The organism is Verrucomicrobium sp. BvORR106 (assembly GCF_000739655.1).
In the GTDB taxonomy this organism is placed as follows: domain Bacteria; phylum Verrucomicrobiota; class Verrucomicrobiia; order Verrucomicrobiales; family Verrucomicrobiaceae; genus Verrucomicrobium.
Map to the genome: position 1 here is coordinate 1 of NZ_BATR01000100.1, position 19,221 is coordinate 19,221.

General features: G+C 58.8%; 4 protein-coding genes. 3 read left to right on the forward strand and 1 reads right to left on the reverse strand.

Annotated features, from left to right (window positions below; translation table 11 throughout):
* The first annotated feature begins 51 nt into the window (after window positions 1-51).
* Complete coding sequence (locus tag BV106_RS17435) at window positions 52-7,167, forward strand: autotransporter-associated beta strand repeat-containing protein (RefSeq protein ID WP_265595794.1); 7,116 nt, start codon at window positions 52-54, stop codon at window positions 7,165-7,167.
* Between the two features lie 283 nt (window positions 7,168-7,450).
* Window positions 7,451-14,800 (forward strand): autotransporter-associated beta strand repeat-containing protein, encoded by a 7,350-nt coding sequence (locus tag BV106_RS17440; protein WP_265595795.1) that lies wholly within the window; start codon window positions 7,451-7,453, stop codon window positions 14,798-14,800.
* A gap of 24 nt (window positions 14,801-14,824) precedes the next feature.
* Here the strand turns inward: BV106_RS17440 and BV106_RS17445 are convergent, their stop codons facing one another.
* The gene (locus BV106_RS17445) at window positions 14,825-17,347 is read right to left on the reverse strand and encodes a PSD1 and planctomycete cytochrome C domain-containing protein (RefSeq protein WP_051945995.1); all 2,523 of its coding nucleotides are present in this window, start codon (window positions 17,345-17,347) and stop codon (window positions 14,825-14,827) included.
* Window positions 17,348-17,530: 183 nt separating this feature from the next.
* Between BV106_RS17445 and BV106_RS17450 the strand changes: the two genes are divergently transcribed.
* A complete protein-coding gene (locus tag BV106_RS17450; protein ID WP_038166835.1) occupies window positions 17,531-18,403 on the forward strand; it encodes a hypothetical protein in 873 nt (290 codons plus the stop codon).
* Window positions 18,404-19,221: the final 818 nt, after the last annotated feature.

Consider the following 19,221-nt stretch of genomic DNA (forward strand, 5'->3'; position numbering starts at 1 on the left):
TCCACCATCACCTTCAACAAGGTTGGAGGCAATGCTCTGACCAAGCAGGGGGTGGCGCTGGACATCATTCGCAATGCCCTCACCCTATCCACTGCGCTCAATGTCAATGTGGTGGATGCTGCCGGAAGCCTGCAGCTCGACGGAGCCATCGGGGCGGGCACCCTGACCAAGACTGGCGCGGGCACGTTGCTGATCACGGGGACTGCAAACAATGCGCTCAACCTGCTGAATGCACAGCAGGGGACGGTGGTGCTTGCGAAGAGCAGTTCGACGTTGGTTCGGGCTGTCACCGGGGCGTTGAATGTCGGAGGGGCGACTGCGGTTGACACGGCGACGGTCCAGATTGGTGGATCCTATGCAGGACTGGGCAGTACGCACCTCCCGAACTTTCGCGATCAAATCACGGCTGCGACCATCGTGACGCTCAACGCTTTTGGGACCCTGGATCTGAACGGAAACAGTGAAAGCATCGGACAATTGCTTGGAACAGGGAAAGTGAGGAACTCGAAGGTGGGCACCACCTCCGTAATTGCCGTCGGGGAGTCTGTTGTTGCAAACACGACATTCGGCGGGCTCATCGAGGACGGCGACGGAACTGTCTCCATTCGGAAGACCGGGGGTGTGACGTTGACGCTCACTGGAGAGAACACCTTCACGGGTGACTTGGTTGTCTTGAGCGGCACGTTGGCACTGGGGGGGACCTCGGGATCTGTGGACACGCAACTGATCAGGATGGTGCGCGGATCCCTGCTTCTGGACAACACCACCGCCAACAACAATGACAGGATCAGCGACACGGCTACGGTCTCGCTGGCCCAAGGGTTTGGCAGCAACGGTCTCGTGATGCGTCGCAACAACGTTGCTGGAGTGAATACTCATGAAGAGATCGGTGCCCTTTCAGTGCAGAACGGACACAATGTTGTGAGGTTCGACCATTCGGCGGGGGGGAATGCGACCTCCATCCTGGCCAATGTTCTGACACTGGAGATGAACAACTACACCCGTAGCGTGGGGGGCACTGTGGCATTCGCGGAAATGGCCACCGCCGAAGCCCCTACTGGGTACAGTTACTTCAGCGCCACCGCCCCGTCTTCGGCGCAAACGCTGACCAAGATCATCCTGAACAATCTGCCAAGTCAGTGGCTGGTGGGGGGCGATGGATCGACCGGATACAATCGCAAGGTGCTCATCGGTGCCTTTGGCAACGTGTCGGAAAATACGGTTCTCAACCGGTTCGGCAACCGCTTGATGACGGTGGAAACCATCGACAACGTGAACTACGTTCGCCCATTGGACAGCACGGAGTTTCGAGAGCTTGGCAGCGGTGCGACGACAAAGGTGATCGCCTCAAGCAACCTTGCTGGTGGCACACTCACCATCAACCCGGATGACAACGTCAAGGTGACCGGTGTCAGTGGTACGGCTGTGATCCCGTTGACCATTCGAGTGGGGCCTGCAAACAACGCGCTGGCAGGGCACCTGGCTTTCAACTCTTTGTGGGTGGAAGCGCCGTCCAGCGCCACGGTCGCCGCCAGTGTCAGCATTCGGATTGCCGACTTTAACGTGGTACATCTGGGCGACTATGAAGGGGATGACCTGCATTCAGAGGTAACGGGAGGTTCTGGAACACTGTTCTTCAACGGCGGCAGGCTCAACGCTGGCGGCTCCGGTCTCTACGGCGGTGCTCTCATTCGTGGAGGGACCTTGGACTTTGGGAGCCGGGAGGCGATCATCTACATCGATGTTACAAATTCCGCCACCTTTTACACCACGATCACTGGCACGGGGGGAGTGACGAAAACAGGGGGCGGGCAAGCTCACTTCTATGGATGGAACAATTACAGCGGCATCACGACTCATGCCTTGAACGAACTGTGGGTCTACACGGACACTGCTCTTGGGAAGGGGGGCGTGGGCAACGAAGTGATTAACTACGCAACCTTCCTGATCATGAATGGCATCAATATCGGCTCTATGACCGATGAGACTTTGCGCAAAGACATGCTCTTTCGTGCAGGCGTTTTCTATAGCGCCGGTGGCAAGGCCAATTCCTGGAACGGTGATGTCTACTTGGACAATGCCTTGGAATCTGGAGAATACGGTCAGGTGCTGACATTCACGGTTCGTGCGAACGCGGCCATGGTCATCAATGGAAACATTACGGGAACTGGTGCGACCAATCCGGCTCTCAATACTGGGTTGGATTCAGGGCGTGGGTTCACCATTCAGAATGATCAGACGTCGGTTACCAGTGTGCGGGGGGTAAATGGCAATCTGGTGATCAACGGCGAACTGGCAGATATCGACGGAAGAGCGGCTCTGAATTCCAGTGAAAAGCTGCTGATAAGCATCGCGGGCTACACTGCGGCGACAGCTTCCAACAAGACCATGACCCACAACAAGTTCAATGTGTTCTTTGAAGATGCTACAAACAGCAATGCCAGCCTGGGCATTACTTCGGGATATGTGCACTTCAACAAGGGTTTGGGAGTGGATGGCACAACCTTCAACCGTACGATTATCCGCCAAAATGACGGCACAACTGAGATGGACCGGGCTGGCAATATCAGCGCCATTCTGCTGGGTTCAGATGGTGCTGCCTTCCGGACGGGTGCGTTCGTTTACGGGAATACGAATGCGGCATATTCATCCAATTCGGCGCTGTTGATTGGTGGAGAGAATACCTCAGGCACCGTCCACTTTGGAAATAGCAATGGGTCAACCACCTTCACCTTCAGCCTGAACATCAGCCCGACCAACAAGGCGAAGGCGACAACCTGGACCAACGTGGTGGCGACGAAGCTGCCAACGGCAAGCAGCGCGCAAAATACCCGGGTAATTGCAATCGACACGAGCAACATAGTCGTCGGGATGATTGTCACGGGTACTGGTGTGCCTGCCGGGACCCAGGTGCTGTCTGTGCAAGCCGGAACGATAACACTGAATCAGGCGTTGACCGGAACAGGTGTGACAACCTCCACCTCGCTCTCCTTTGCCAGCCCGGTTAGCACGATTCAGCTTGCCGATGTGACGAATCTACAGGTCGGCATGGGCATCAGCGGCACAGGTATCCGTGCTGGCACCGTGATCACCGCCATTGATGCGGTCACGAGCACTGTGACACTGAGTGCTCCGGTAAATGCGGCCATTACCACGGCTGCGTTGAATTTCACTGTGGCGGCGCCTGTGACCGTCGCGGGGACAACCAGAACTCAAAACTTTGGAGAAGCTCGCTTGTATCAGATGGCAGGCGGGACCGCAGAGTTCAACACATCCTTCACAGATGGGGCCGGTTACAGGGTGGATCAGGCTACTGGCGCCTTGTCGAAAGTGGGACGGGGTACGGTGGTGCTCAACGGCGGTACCAGCAGTTCCGACATCAATGGTGGCATCAATGTCTTCGGCGGGACTCTGGTGCTGAACTACAGCGGCAAGGCGGAGGGGTTCTCTCACATCAGCGGTCTGACAACCAACCAGAACAATCCCTATCAGCTCACCATGGCGGGAGGGGAGTTGCGACTGACGAATGAAGGCTCGCTTGGGGACACGAACACGGAGTACATGCGAGGTGTCCTTACCTTCCGTGCCGGAAACTCATCTATCACTTTGAACCCTGGCGACGAGAAGACCTTGAACCTGCATCTGGGGCTGGTGAACCCCGTCACGCAGATAATTGACAACAGGCTGAATCCCGGCTGGTACTGGCGGGCGCCGGACCGCTTCGCCGGGGCTACCGTCAACTTCTTCTCAAACACGCGGGTCAAGGGCGCAGCCAACTTCTATTATTCCCAGAATGCTCCGGAAGGCGCGGGTCTCGCTGGGCTGGGGCTCGGAACTGGAACCATCATCCCTTACAGCACTTACAAGTATTTGGATGAAAATGGAACTGCGTACGTGGACTTTGCTGCATTCCTCCTGGAGATGAACGGGAACACTCGCATCGTCGATGCGGCGGGCTATGTGGCCAATTCCCCCAGCGTCTATTCCGTGAACTCTGGAGCCGGAGCACCAGATGTCAGCACCTGGACCACACTGGTCCAGGACACGAACGTCAACGGATACTTCACCGACGACGATTTCAGCGGGACCAATGGGTTTGCCGGTGCAGTGACGGGCAACAAGTACAGCACTGGCGATGCGTCCTACCTGGACATCGTGGGCGTGCGCGCCATTCGATTCGCCGCCAGCGCTGCAGGCGGCAGCATTATCACCATCGGGTCCGGTGCAGGGAGCGCGGATCGCCTGGTGTTGGGAACACAAGGCCTGAATGGCTGGGATGGCGCGGGGTGGACGACCGGGGACGGCGGGGCCATTCTGGTTTCGAACTCTGTCGGTGCGGCGTCGGCGGGAATCAGCGGGGGCTATCTGACATCCGCGCTCCCCAGTACCTACTTCACTGCTGCCGTCGCTCCCGGCAGCATGACGGCGCTGCCAGGGCCGACTGCTCGTGACTTGATCATCCATAACTACAACACGGGAAGCGTGTTCACTATTGACTCGACCATTGTGGACTTCACTGAGAACCATGACTACGGTCCAAACCAGGCCGTCACTGCGCTAACGGGCGTGACCAAGCTGAATCTCGTCGTGGCGGGGCCGGGTACCACCCTCTTGAAAAAGGCGACCAACTACTACACTGGCACCACCTACGTCAGCGGCGGGGCCATGGCCGAAAACAATCAGTGGGAGGTGGGAACGCTCTGGGTGGGATCGGTGGAGTCACTAGGCTCAGGGGGCGTGCACCTTAATGGAGGTCGCTTGCGGTTTGCGCATACGTCAACGCCGCAAACTCAGAGCTTGGGAAGTCTCAACTTTGGTAGATCTGTAACTTTGGGGGGGAACGGTGGCTACATTGACGTGACGCATGCGAGCACGATCTTGACGATTGGTGGAGCAGTGCGCTCGGAAGACAACATCCTTTCCGGAAATATTGCCTCCACTCAGATGTCGGCTAATCCTGGAGTGGGAGACCTCATTAAAGAGGGAGCGGGCAGACTGATACTGACCAATCATGAGGCGATTCCAACGACCTTCAGTTCCACGCCCAATTCCCAGCAGATCTGGAACGCCTACTACGGGCTGACCATTGTAAAAGCAGGAACTCTTCAAGTGAATATCGCGGCAACAGCGGACTCTGGGATCTTGGGAAGCAACGACTCCACGATCGATGGAACAGTGGTCGAGGAGGGCGCCCGGCTTGATGTGCAGATGACGTCTGCCGCAGCGGGCACTAAAGAGTGGATCACCCTCGATGGTGCGACTCTGGGAACCACGGCAGCCCACACGGACGGATACATTGACGGTGTGATGACGATTGCTTCCAAAGGGGCAACGTTCGACATCACAGGCAGTGGCACTTTGCGCCTGAACGGAGCTGGCACGGCTGACGGCTTCTTGGCAGGTACGGGCAATGTGGTGAAGACTGGCACAGGGACGCTCTTTCTGTACCAGAACAATGTGACCTACACGGGCAACTGGGACATCCTGCAAGGGAGGGTCAATGGTTTTGGTCAGGGCATGACCCTGGGGGCAGGGGGCACGATCACGCTAGGCAGCATTACTGCCACAAGTGGTGAAGCTTCGTTGTTCCTTTCTGCCAACCAAGTGTTCACCTCGCAATACCGGATCAATCAGGACATCATTGTGAGGGCCAACGCGGGGACCCAGGTGAGAAACATCGGAGCCGGACTCTCCCCAGCCACAGCGAATGGACGGAATCAAGATTCCTTCTTCTTCGAGGGAGATATCACCCTCAATGGTGATGCTCATCTGGTCTTTGTCGAGAGCAGTGCCGCCACTTCGCTTGCTCCGATCACCGGTGAACTCCAGTATTCCCACGTCACGGGCGCCTACCGGAACCTGGTCTTCAACGGCCACTTCAGTGGATCGGGAAATCTCTACACGGATGTCACTCTTACTGGCGTAGCAACCAACGGTGCCAAGGTCACCTTCCTCATCAATGGCGACAACTCCAGTGCCAATGGCCAGACCGCATGGACCGGGACGCTGACAACTGGCAATGCAAGCCTGAACAACCTGCAGGAGCACTTCATCCGCATGGGGAACAATCTGGCGCTGACTGGCGCCAACAAGGTGGAACTGGGCTACAATAGCGCTCTCCAATTGGGTGGCAAGACGGTGTCCATTGGGGATCTCAAGGCTAGGGTGGCCGGCAATGCCGCCACCAACAAGATCTATGTGGAGAACGCCTCCAACAACGAAGGCACTTTGAGGGTGGTACAGGCCACCAACACCGACTGGGACATCCTCTTTCAGGACGGTGTGACACCGGAGTGGTACAGCTCTGCGTCCGCGGCTGTTTACTCGAACCGGCTCAATCTGGTGAAGGCAGGTGCCGGGACTGCGGTGCTGACGCAGCTGAACATCTATACCGGTACGACGGTGGTGGAGACGGGCAATCTGCAGGTGGGCAAGGGAGGCACGGGCACCCGGGCTTCAGCTGATGGCGTGGGGCGTTCAGGAACGGGTGCCCTGTCCGTGAACAACGGCGGGGTGCTCTCCGGCACCGGGGTGGTGCAGGCTCGCACCGGGGTGGTTCACAGTATCAACAGCGGCGGCAAACTCGCTCCGGGCGATGCCGCTGGCGCGGCCCTGGGCACCCTCTTCGTGGACGGCGGTCTGGTGCTGAATGCAGGAGGCACGCTGGAGTTCCAGATCACTTCGGCCACTCATTGGGTGAGCGGGCTGGCGGACGTCACGAATACCGGCGCCTACAGCGCGGCACTGTTGGCACTTCCGGGGGCCAGCCAGCTATCGGGAACGATCACGACTGGCATGCACGACCACCTGGAGATCAACGGCCAGATGGATCTCTCAGGTGGCGGCCTCGGAGCGGGCACCATCTCTGTGGTGGATCTCAACTACCTGACCGGAGCGAAAGCAGGTGATGTCTTCAATCTCATCGACTGGGCCAGCGTAACCGGCACCGGGTTCAGTGCCGGCGGCACCTACCGCGTAGGTGGAGAGACCGGCAGCAACTTGCTGCTCCCGACGTTGGGCAGCGGGCTGGCATGGGATACCTCCCTTTTCACCAACCACGGCATCTTGATCGTCACCACCGTGCCGGAGCCGGGGCGGATGGTGTTGTTGCTGGCAGCGATGGTGGGCTGGGCACTGCGCCGCCGACGGGCGGGGGCGACTGCATGAAGGGCCGTAGAGAGTTGCTGCCGTAAACAAAACAAAATGTACAGGTCATGCTCTCCGTTCCGCAGAAGCGGCGTCTAAAGGTGATCTTTGGTGGGGTATCAGGGGTGTGCTTAGTGTTGAAGCGGTTTGTGTCGACGTGAAGCGTTATTTCCGCAGAAAAAGAATGAGCGGAGTTGCATAGGGGCTAAAAATGTTCACAAAGCAAAGAACCAGTCGGTGCAACCCGTACCTGATCGTTGACTTGTTTGGTGCCCACGGCACCAAAAAATCCCCCCCAGCCCCCATGATCGCCGCACTGAGCCGTTTGTGCTCCCTCGTCGTCCCTAGAACCAGATCGTCGGTTCAGGCTCTTGCTTCGGCACGTTCCGGCCTCAGATGGGTAGGATTAGGGTGTCTGGCCGTTGCGGGATCTTCTTCAGCTGCCACCTGGGATGATGAGGCGGGCGACAACCTCTGGACGAGCCTTGCCAACTGGTCTGACAATGCGACGCAGGCAGCGCAAGCCGTTGTCTTCGACACAGCAGGGAACGCCGGCACGGCGGGGACGGTGACCAGCATCATGGATGCTTCGGGTACGTTTACCATTTCCTCGCTCCGGTTTCAGCAGAATGGGGCGGCTCTCTTTCACACCCTTCAGATCAATGCGGGCAACACTTTGGTGGTCAACGGGACCAACAGTTTGAAGGTGGGAGTTGGTAGTTACAATGCCAGTAACATCGGAACGAATGACAATACGCGTACCCACGTGACCATCGCTGGCGGGGGCGCGCTTCAGGTCAATAATACTGGCGGGAACTTCGAAGTGGGCATGCCCACGGCTGCGGATGCGGCCCTCAATCAGACGACGCTGGACATGACCGGTCTGACTTCCTTCACAGCCAACGTGAATGAACTGCGGGTGGCGTGGGGCAAGTTGAATCAGGCAACTCTCAATCTCTCGAATACGGCCAATGACATCACGGCCAACACCATTCAGATTTCCAACACGGGTGGGCAAAATGCTGCAGCCGGTGTCATGGTGCTGGGGAACGGGACCAACGTGATCCGTGCGACGACGATCAATCTCGGTATTTCCAAAGGGGATGCAACTCTCCGGTTTGCCTCCCAGACGGCGGGAAGTCCAGGCACGGTGACGATCGGAGGGAAGACCGCGGGCACCGCGGCGAACTTCGTCCTCGCCAGTGCTTCGGATTCGACGGCGGCAAACCTGGTGGGTCTGCTGGATTTGAGAGGTCACGTGGCCACGGTGACGGCCGGGGACATTGTCATGGGGCGTCGTAGCGGCAACGGCGGCAACGGCGCCACCGGGACCATCTCATTCGACAGCGGGACCTTCACCGTGAACAACCTCAGCATGGGGATCCGCCAGCAGGACGCCGCCGGAACCGGTGGAAAAGCCAGCGGCATTCTGAACGTGAGTGGGGGCACTTTCACCGTCAATGCTGGGGGAAGTTTCATTCTGGGGACACGTACGGGAACGACCGGAACGGCAACGGCTGAAGGGATTGTGAACCTGAGCGGTGGGACCTTGATCTCGAACGTGGACATCAGCCATGGCGGTGGCGTCGGAGCTTCGAGCATCATCAATGTGACGGGCGGCACCCTGGACATGAAAGGGCGCAATATCGGCGATGCAACGAACCGCATCACCACCCTGAATTTCAAAAGCGGCCGGCTGCAAAACTTCGGTGAAGTGAACGGGGGGCAGACGGGCCTCAACATCACTGCCGTGGTGGGAGATGTCTTGGTGCTGGAAGGGGTGAACACCTACACGGGTGGAACAAGCGTGGCGGCGGGAGGTAGGCTCCAAGTGGGATCTGGGAGCCTCACGGGGGTGCTGGGCGCTGGTCAGGTAACGCTTGGCTCGGGCGCGTCCTTGGCCTTCAATCGCTCCAACAGCACCACAGTGAGCAATGCGATCACCGGGGCAGACGGAAAGTTGGAACAGATGGGGACGGGGCGCACGATTTTGACCGGCACCAATACCTATACGGGGACGACGACGGTGAAGGCAGGCGTGCTTCAGGCGAATTCCGGCTCCGCACTGGGACAGTCGAGCCGTCTGATCGTAGAGGCGGGTGGCGCATTCCATTTCGTGACCGGATCGGGTGGTACCATGAATCTGGCCCAGGGTTCGAGTCAAAACCTTGACTTGCGGGATGGCAGTTTCGTCGGGGTCGAGGTCGGTGGCACCGTCAACAGTGGCGCAGTGGGGGCTCTTACAGCGGGCAATGTGGGCCTGAGACTGTTTGCCAATTCGTCATTGGGTTCATTGCCAGCCAGCACAACCCTTCTACAAGCTTCTGGAGGTGGATTGAACGGGGCCAACTATTCGCTCCGAGTTTACAACAACTCCAATTTCACCGCGACCCTGAACGCGAAGACGGATACGGCCATCACGGCCAACCTCACGGCGGCCACTGCTCTGACCCAGGCCTGGTGGGTGGGCGGACGCGTGACTGGAAACTCAGGTGAATGGGCGGTTTCGACCGGCGCCACAAGCAACTGGGGGGCTGATGCCACAGGTGCCGCCACGGCTTTGGTGCCCGGTGCGGCAACGGACGTTTTCATCTCTGCAACAGGTGGGGATGCCACCAGCATGTCACTCGGTGCAGACATGTCATTGGGCAGCATTACCGTGCAGAGCACCGGAGCGGCCAACCTCACGGATGCGCGTTATCAGCTGTCTCTGACAAAGAGCAACGCCATCACCACTAACGCTGGAGCGGGGGCCACCAACCTGGCCGTCAGGTTGAATCTAGCCAACGCCGCGCCAGTTATCACGGTGAACAGCACCACAGCACTGACGCTGTCAGGCGTGTTGACGGGTTCGGCTGGCTTCACCAAGGCGGGAACTGGCGCGCTTATCTTGAGTGGCGCAGAAGCCAATGAATACACGGGAGCCGTGGCAGTGATCGCGGGGACCGTGGAGCTGAGCAAGACAGCGGGCATGAATGCCATCACGGGCAATCTCTCCGCTGGCGATGGATCGGGCACAGACCGTGTGCTCTGGCGTGCTTCTGACCAGATTGCGGACACTTCCATTGTGACACTCAACACGGGAGGCTTGCTGTCCTTGAACGGATTCAATGAAACCATCGGTGGGTTGAACGGGGTGGGCACGGTGGAAAATATCTCGGGATCGGTAGCATCGGTGCTTACGGTCGGATTTGGCGGGGCCAATAGCACTTTTGAAGGTCTGCTTCGCAACGGCGGCACCGCCACACTAGGGCTGACAAAGACAGGTGCCGGGACCCTGACTCTGACGGGGACGACGGCGAATACGAATACCGGCCTGACAACAGTGCTCGGCGGCGTCTTGGCGCTGAACAAAACGGCCGGGACCAATGCCATCGGCGGGGCTCTCACGATCAATGGAGGCACCGCGCAGCTGCTTGCTTCAGATCAGATCGTCAACACGGGGGCCGTGACGATCACGGGCGGCGGGGTGCTGGCACTGGGCGCATTCAATGATTCCGTGGGCGCTGTGACTCTGGACAACGGAGACATCACGGGGACCGGAATGTTGACTGCGGGAGGTGCCTACACTGTGCGAAACGGCAACATTTCCGCGAACCTCGCCGGAGCGTCCGGCTTTCGCAAAGAGGGGACGGGAACGGTTTCCGTTTCCGGCAGCAATACGTTCACCGGTCTTGTGAAGGTTGACCAGGGTGTGCTCAAGGTGCTTTCCGACAAGGCGCTCGGATCGGTGGCAAATACGGTCGAGCTGAGCGGGGACTCCGCCCAGAGCCGCAACCCTACGCTTTGGTTTGAAGGCGGGGTCAATGTGACCATTGCAGCCATGCGGACATCAGGTGCGGGCAATAGCGGAGCGACTGCAGGTGTGTTGTATAACGCTTCAGGGGTCAACACCCTCAACGTGACAGGCGACATCAGCCTCACGGCAGGGAATGGAGGCTCTACCTACTTTTCCCAGGCGGGCACTTTGATCATCAATGCGGCCCGGTTGCGCGCCCAGGATACCAGCCGGACATTGGCGCTGGACGGCCCCGGTAACGGGGTGATCAATGCGGTCATCGAAAACGGCGCCACCGTCGCCCTCCCGCTTACGAAGAGTGGATCGGGGACCTGGATCCTCACTGGTGCCAATACCTACACGGGTGCCACGGCCGTTACTGCAGGGACGCTGAAAGTGACCAACAAGAACGGCCTCTCGGGCACCTCCCGTTTGACGGTGTCCGGCGGTGCCACCTTCCACTACCAGAGCGGAGCTCTTGGAAACAACCTGACAGTGGCGGGGCTGACCCTGGCCAACACCAGCCGGATCGGGGCGGAATTGGGCAATTCGATCGTCGTAGGTGCGGGCGGTGCCACCACCACCGGTGCGACCGTGACGCTGGACCTGTTTGGAATCTCGGGTAACTCCTATGCGGCTGGTGCGTACAACGTGATCACTGCTGGCAGCGGCCTCAATGCCGGCACCTACAATCTGGGCCTCGTGTACAACATGACGGGCTTCAAGGTGGATACCGCCCAGGGCACCAATGGCATTAGCAAAACGGACACCGCCGTCACGGTGTACCTGGCTGCTGCTGCGGAACTCGTCACCGCCTATTGGAAGGGTGGCTTCACAGGCGGGGGCGGTGCCCTCGGTCACGTCTGGGCTGTCTCCAATGGCACCACACAGAGCAACTGGGTGACGGATGTCGGTGCGGATACCCCCCTGGTACCAGGCGCCAACACCAATGTGATCTTCTCCGCCTCAGGCGCGACCAATCAAAATGTGCCGATGGTGCTTGGAGCCAACATGAGCATCGGATCCCTGACCTTCAATGACGCCACTCCGGCCACATTGTCGGATGGAACGAACCAGCTGCGGATCAACGGGCAGAACGCCATCACGGTGAACGGCGCGGGGCCAGTGGTGCTCAATACGAACCTGGTGCTCGCCCATGCCGCCCCTGTGCTCAATGTCGGGGCCGGCGGTACGCTCACCCTCGGCCTGAGCGTATCGGGTGCCAATGTGACTAAAACGGGATCGGGAACGTTGACCTTCTCTGGATCTCATGCCAGCACCTTCTCTGGTCTTTTCACTGTCAGTGGAGGAACTCTACTGCTTGGTAAGGCGGATGGAGTCGCCTCCATCTCTGATGACCTGCGGATCCAGTCCGGCGGTACGGTCAGGCTGCTGAATGGCAATCAGATTGCAGATGCAGCGGATGTTACCGTCGAAGCAGGGGGGCAGCTCGACCTGAACGGGAAGGCGGAGTCCATCGACGGCTTGAACGGGGACGGCACGGTCACCAACGGAGGCGTTGCCGCAACCACGATGGTGCTCGGCGCTGGCAATGAAGACGGGAGTTTCTCTGGGGTCATTGCGGATGGCACCGGCGGCATGTCCCTGACCAAGACTGGCACCGGAGCCCAGACGCTTGCAGGGGCCAGCACATATTCGGGGCTGACGACAGTGCTCAACGGGACGCTCCGCTTCGGGGGCAACAATGTGCTTGGCGCGGGGGATGTGCTGGTCAACGGCGCGACGGCTGTTCTCGATGTCAACGCCTACACGGACACCGTGGGCAAGGTGACCCTGACTAACGGTTCCATCACGGGTACTGCCGCGTCTCTGCTCACCAGCACCACGAGCTTTGAGCTGTTGAATGGCTTGGTGAGCGCGAGGCTGGCGGGAAATGTGGCAGTGAACAAGACCACGGCTGGAACAGTGACCATGTCCGGCCAGAGCATCTACGGCGGCGGAACGAACATCAAGCAGGGCACCTTGGTGGTGGCGGGAGTGAATGCGCTTCCCACGACCGGTGCAGTCGTGGTGGGAGATGCCGCCAACGTTGGCATTCTGCAGGTGAACGAAGATCAAACGATCGCCAGTCTTCGCTTCCGAAGCAATACGGCCACCTCCAATACGGTTACGATCGCTGCAGGAAAGACCTTGACCGTTAATGGCGCGGAGAGTCTCAAGGTAGGGATCGGGTCCGGAACGGTTGCTGATCCTTATATCAATACGAGCACAACCAAGGCCACAATCAATGGGGCCGGTTCCCTGGTGGTGAACAACAGCACAGGCACCTTCTCAGTAGGCATACAGAATGTGGACCAGAACAACGGGGAGAATACCTCGGAACTTGATCTGCGGGACCTGGGATCATTTTCCGCCACAGTTGGAACGCTGAGGGTTGGGTATGAGTCGAGAAATAACTCTGTCTTCCGCCTCTCCAACACCAGTAATACGATCATCGCCAATCTGGTGACCATCGGAAACAGCAATGGTAACAATGCAGGCACCAACGCGCAGATGTATTTGGGCGCAGGAGTCAACATCATCCAGACCAACACCCTCGACATCGGGCGGGGCAAAACACCCAATGCGTTGCTGACATTTGGAAGCGCGTCCGGAACTGCAGTGATTGAAGGGCGTGTTTCAGGAAGCTCGGTCAACATCAACGTAGGCGTCGCTACCGAAGTGGACACTGGGGCTACCATTGGAGGCACACTCAATCTGGCCGGACACTATGTGACTGTCTATGCGAATGAACTCAATATTGGACGGCGGACAAGGGCAAGCACTGGTGGTGCTACGGGTACGGTCAGTTTCAGCCAAGGAGAGTTCTTTGCCAATTTGGTCAATATAGCCAGCCGGACGGCTGGCGGAAATGTCAGTGGTCAACTAAACGTCAGCGGTGGGGAGTTTACTGTTTATGCCTTCGGTGACAACAGCATCATCCTTGCTTCAGGCGACTCCACGAACGGTCACCTGAATCTCACCGGTGGTGTCTTCAATTCGTGGGTGAAGATTCAAGATGGTGGGGGAAGTGGCCTCAGCCGTATCACACTGGACGGCGGCACGCTGGACATGCACAACAACGTGATCGGTGATCACGTGAACGTCATCAATGAGCTCAACCTCATCAGCGGGGTGCTGAAAAACGTAGATTCCATCAACACTAACGCTGGCATCACCAAGACCGGGGCAGGCAAGACTTTGAAGTTGGAAGGCTCGAACTACTTCTACGGCGACTCTACGGTCAGTGCGGGTACTCTGCTGGTGAATGGGACCCATGGTGATGCCGGGGAGTCTTACTATCGCAAGGCGGGCAGCTACAACGTGGCCTCCGGTGCGGTCCTGGGAGGCACCGGTGGAATTCATCTTGATGAAGGAAAGTCCATCACGATTCAGTCTGGGGGTAAGCTGGCCGTGGGAGATTCTACGCTCGGGTCTGCACAGGCGGGAACATTGACGGTCAGTACAATGGGCAGTGGAGCACTGGTTTTTGAGTCGGGTAGCTCACTGGAATTTGATCTGACGACGGCCGGAACTGGAGGTCTGAATGAAGGCGATGCCTTGGATCTCGACGGACAGCTCTTTCTTGGATCAGGAGCAACGCTCAATATTGCGAATGCCAACGGAATTGCGAGTTGGGCTTACGGCGACACTTGGAAGCTGTTTGACTGGGCAGGAGTCACTTTCGCCGAGGGGTCGCAGCAGGAGTTCACGATTGGATCCAGCTTCGATGCCGTCTTGCAGGGCAGTGGTTATTTCTGGGATCTCAGCAAGCTCTACACGGACGGAACCATCACCGTGGTCCCTGAACCAGGGCGCATGGTGTTGCTGCTCCTGGGCTTCAGCTTCATGCTAGTGCGCCGGAGAAGGAAGTAGCCGTTCGCTGTCGCAAACAGGGCCCTACTCGCGGGTGATCGCCTCGTCCAGATTCAACAGAAGCTGGCACAAGGCGGTCCACGCGGCGTGTTCGGCTTCAGGAAGTGACTTGTCCCTGGGTGATTCTCCCACCGCGAGCAGTCTGACGGCCTCGGCAGGAGTTTCCTGATACTGGGTGCGGAGGTAGTCCAGCCGGCTGAGGATGATGTCGCGCTCTTCGGCAGAGGGGACGCGGCACGTGACCAGACGGAAGGCCTGGTCGATCTTGGTGCGGTCGTCAGGGAGGGAGCTTGTCAGAAGCACGCGCTGGGCCATGGCGCGGGCCGCCTCCACGTAAGTGATGTCGTTCAGCGTGGTCAGGGCATGTAGAGGCGTGTTCGTGCGGAGGGAGCGCACGTCACAGGTCTGTCTGGCCGCGTTGTCGAAGAACATGGTGGGGCCTACGATGCGCCGCCAGAAGATGTAAAGACTGCGGCGATAGAGGGCGTCGCCGTGATCCTGTTTGTAGCTGATCTTGCCGAACGTGGCCTCCTCCCAGATGCCTTCTGGCTGGTAGGGACGGACAGGTGGACCGCCCTGGGCTTCATTGAGCAGGCCAGCGGCAAAGAGCGCTTGATCACGCATCATCCAGGAGGGGAGGCGATGGCGGGCACCTCTCGCGAGCAGGCGGTTCTCAGGATCCCGCTCCAGCAACTCTGGCGTTACCCGGGAGGATTGCCGGTAGGTGCGGCTCATGACGATCTGTTTGCAGAGAGCCTTCACATCCCAGCCGGATTCGATGAAATCGACAGCCAGCCAGTCCAGCAGCTCGGGGTGGGAGGGCTTGGCACCCTGAACGCCAAAGTCCTCCGTGGACTTCACTAGGCCCATGCCAAAGAGGCCCTGCCAGAGCCGGTTTACGGTGACACGGGAGGTGAGAGGATGTTCGGGGGAGACCAGCCAGCGCCCCAGATCCAGGCGGGTGGGGCGGGGACTGCCCGAGGGCGTGAGTAGGGCGGGGAGGATCGCGGGAGTGCCGGCTTGAACCTTGTCAGTGGGTTTGTCGTATGCGCCTTTGGCCAGCATGGAGGTCTCCCGGGGCTGCGGCAGCGTGTCCATGATCATCACCTTGGTCACGCCATTGGCGGCGGCGGTCCGTTCCCGGTTCGCGGAGAGGAGCTTCTCCAGCACCTTCACGTACTCCGGGTCCGTGCCCTCATTTTTGAAATGGGCGACGGCTTCGAGCAGCCCGTCCACGTTGCGTTTCACCGGAAGCACCTTCGCCAAGGTGGCGGGGAGATTGCCAGGTAGCTTGGCCGCATCGGACTCGATGAGGGGAACCCCTTCTGCGCGAGGGAACTTCTTGAGCTCATAGGCCTCCACGTCAGCCGCGACAGTAGCGACCCGGGCTTCCGCCTTCTTCACCCGCTCCAGCTCAGCTGGGGTGGACATGTCCATGGCGGGGGCGGCCTTGCCCCCGCGGATGGCGCCATCCTCAGAGGTCTGGTTGAAGAAATCGTACAGCGCGTAGTACTCCCGCTGGGTGAGAGGATCGAACTTGTGATCGTGGCACTTCGCACAGGCCAGAGTCAGGCCCAGCCAGACGGTGGCGGTGGTGTCCACGCGGTCCATCACATTTTCCACCCGGGCTTCTTCCGGGATGCGGCCGCCTTCGCCGTTCATCATGTGATTGCGATGGAATCCAGTCGCAAGCTTCTGCACCGGCGTGGCCTCGGGCAACAGATCGCCTGCCATCTGCCAGAGAGTGAACTGGTCATAGGGCATGTTCGAGTTGAAGGCCTGCACCACCCAGTCCCGCCACGGCCACATGGTGCGCTCGGGATCGCCCTGGTAGCCGTTGCTGTCTGCGTACCGCGCGGCATCCAGCCAGTCCCAGGTCATCCGCTCGCCGAACCGGGGCGACTTCAGCAGGCGATCCACCACGCGTTCATAGGCTTGGGGGGAAGTGTCGGCGAGGAAGGCGGACACCTCCTCGGTGGTGGGAGGTAGACCGGTCAGATCCAGGGTCACCCGGCGGATCAGCGTCTCCTTGGGGGCTAAGGTACTTGGGGCGACATTTTCCCTGCTCAGCCGGTCGAGCACAAAGGCATCGATGGTGTTCCCGTCGGAGATATTGGCGGGCAACGCCGGAACGGCAGCCTTCACGGGCTTCACAAACGCCCAGTGCTTGCCCCAGGGGGCTCCTTCCTCCACCCAGCGCTTCAACATTTCCTTTTGCGCCGCGGTGAGCTTGCGATTGCTCTTGGGTGTGGGCATCACCTCCTCCGGGTCGGTGGAAAAGATCCGCTGGATCGCCGTGCTCTGACTGCTGTCTCCGGGCCGGATGGCGATATGCCCGTCCACCAGCGCTTTCGCAGCCGCTTCCTCGTCCAAGCGCAGCCCGCCCTTGCGCTCGGCCTTGTCCGGGCCGTGGCAGTGGTAGCAGTTCTCTGAGAGGATGGGCTGGATGTCCCGATTGAAGTCCAGAGGTGTCGCTGCCCAGGAGGGTGCGGCTGCGCACAGCAGGACTGGAATCAGGAAGGTGTGGGGCTTGCGGAATCCAGGCATATTGAAGATGTCGGAAGCGGGCAACGCTGGTGGGCCAGCATGATGAGGATCAACGGGAAGTGGATGGGTATTGTTGCGTGGGCGCCCGGGGAACTCCATGCCTGCCATGACCGGATTGCTGGAAAATGTCGTCACCTGGGGTAAGGTGCCCGCCCTGTGACTCCGTCCGTCCCCGATCTCCCCATGGCTTCATCTTCCGCAGTGAGTGCGGCAGGAGTGCGGCAGATCGTGGTGCCGAGGGAAACTTGGGATGCCAAGACGCAGCAACATCGAGCCCGGGTGGCGGAGCACGCGGAGGCCTTCGTCCAGCGGCGGAGCCAGAATGCCAAGCACCCCGTCTGGGACTTCCTCTTCACCTACTACAGCTTCTCGCCCAACAAACTCATGACCTGGGTGCCGGGGCTGGGGTTCTCGTGGGATCTTGCGGAAGGAGCCGAGGCTGTGACTTGGGACTCGCCGCCGATGCCGGCCCGCGTGCAGCGCGAGGCCCGCTGGGTGGCGCAGCTCTGCCAGAATATCACGTCCCGACCTGCCCGATTCGCCTGCCACGGTCTACATGAGTGGGCCATGGTGTACAAGCAGAGCGCTGAGCAGGTGCGCCACTCGGGGTACGACCTGCGCCTGCCCGCCGAGGAGCTGGCGTCCTTTGTCGAAAGCCAGACCGTGTGCTGCACCCACTTCGACGCCTACCGTTTCTACACGCCGGAGGCCCGGCCGCTGAACACCTTCAATCCCACCTTTGAAACGCGGCAGGAAATGGAGCAGGGGGGCTGCCTCCATGCGAACATGGATCTCTATAAATGGGCCTACAAACTCTGGCCCTGGATCGGCAGCGATCTGGTGGCAGATGCCTTTGAGGTCGCCTTGATGGGGCGGGCCATGGACATGCGAGCCAGCCCCTATCAGTTGGCTGATCTGGGCTTCGAGCCTATCCGGATCGAAAACGAATCCGGTCGGGCTGAGTATCGAGCCGCTCAGCAAAATTTGGCGAATGCCGCTCAGGCCGTCCGTTTGACATTGGGGGCCGCTGCTCAGTCGTTGGCTGACTCGATCTGATTTTTGAGCTCTCAAGATTTCGCCCGACGGCAGAATTCGAATGATGTTATGAGGTCGGTCAGCCTTGGGAAATTGCGGCTTCGTCGGGATGATCGCCTTCCATTTTGAGGGGGCATCCTTCGGCGTTTTTGATGCCTTCGACCGTCCGTTTTGAACTTCGATTTCCGTCCCTGATAACTCGTGGCCAAGGCCAGTCAGCCTCCCTCCCGGTGCCATTTTTTATCCAAGTTGTTTCTTAGAATTTGACAGCTTTGATTTATTAACTAACCTTGATATTCATGGTTAAATATTTACTTTTTCAATGGCTTAATCGCTCTGGAGATATTCACAAATAGCCTGTTCATGACTTCAGAATTTCGGGGGCAGATTGCTTTGATTGCATTTTAGATATCCCGGCTGTTTGCTCAAATTGTGAATTTCGGATCTCATTCTAAAACGTAAAAAGCTACGCTATCTATTTGATCTTAAGAGAGTTGAAATAGATAAATACGTCGAATCAAGAATTAACAGGCAAGTGATCTCACACGATACCCGATCCGGGTAGGCTGCTTGGAGTTGCTCACAATAACGAGCTGCGGCTGTGAATATCTGTTTACACGTAATTTACGTTTAAAAGCGTGTGAGGAAGAAGTGTAGAACCTCTGGGAACTTCTGTGAACCAGTTATTATTCACAGCCTTGTCTCACTCGATCAGGAGAATGCCGGGGAAGGGGAGGGCGATCCTGATGCGTCTTTTTATGAAACGTGCGTAAAAAGAAATCACCCGCCGGTTCTGGTCTAGATGACCGTTAGAAGGGGGACTGCTGCTGATCCCCCCT

What these genes read in the sequence shown, in the direction of transcription:
- BV106_RS17445 (WP_051945995.1), bottom strand. Translation starts at nt 17,347, where the DNA reads ATGCCTGGATTCCGCAAGCCCCACACCTTCCTGATTCCAGTCCTGCTG.
- BV106_RS17440 (WP_265595795.1), top strand. Translation starts at nt 7,451, where the DNA reads ATGATCGCCGCACTGAGCCGTTTGTGCTCCCTCGTCGTCCCTAGAACC.
- BV106_RS17450 (WP_038166835.1), top strand. Translation starts at nt 17,531, where the DNA reads ATGGCTTCATCTTCCGCAGTGAGTGCGGCAGGAGTGCGGCAGATCGTG.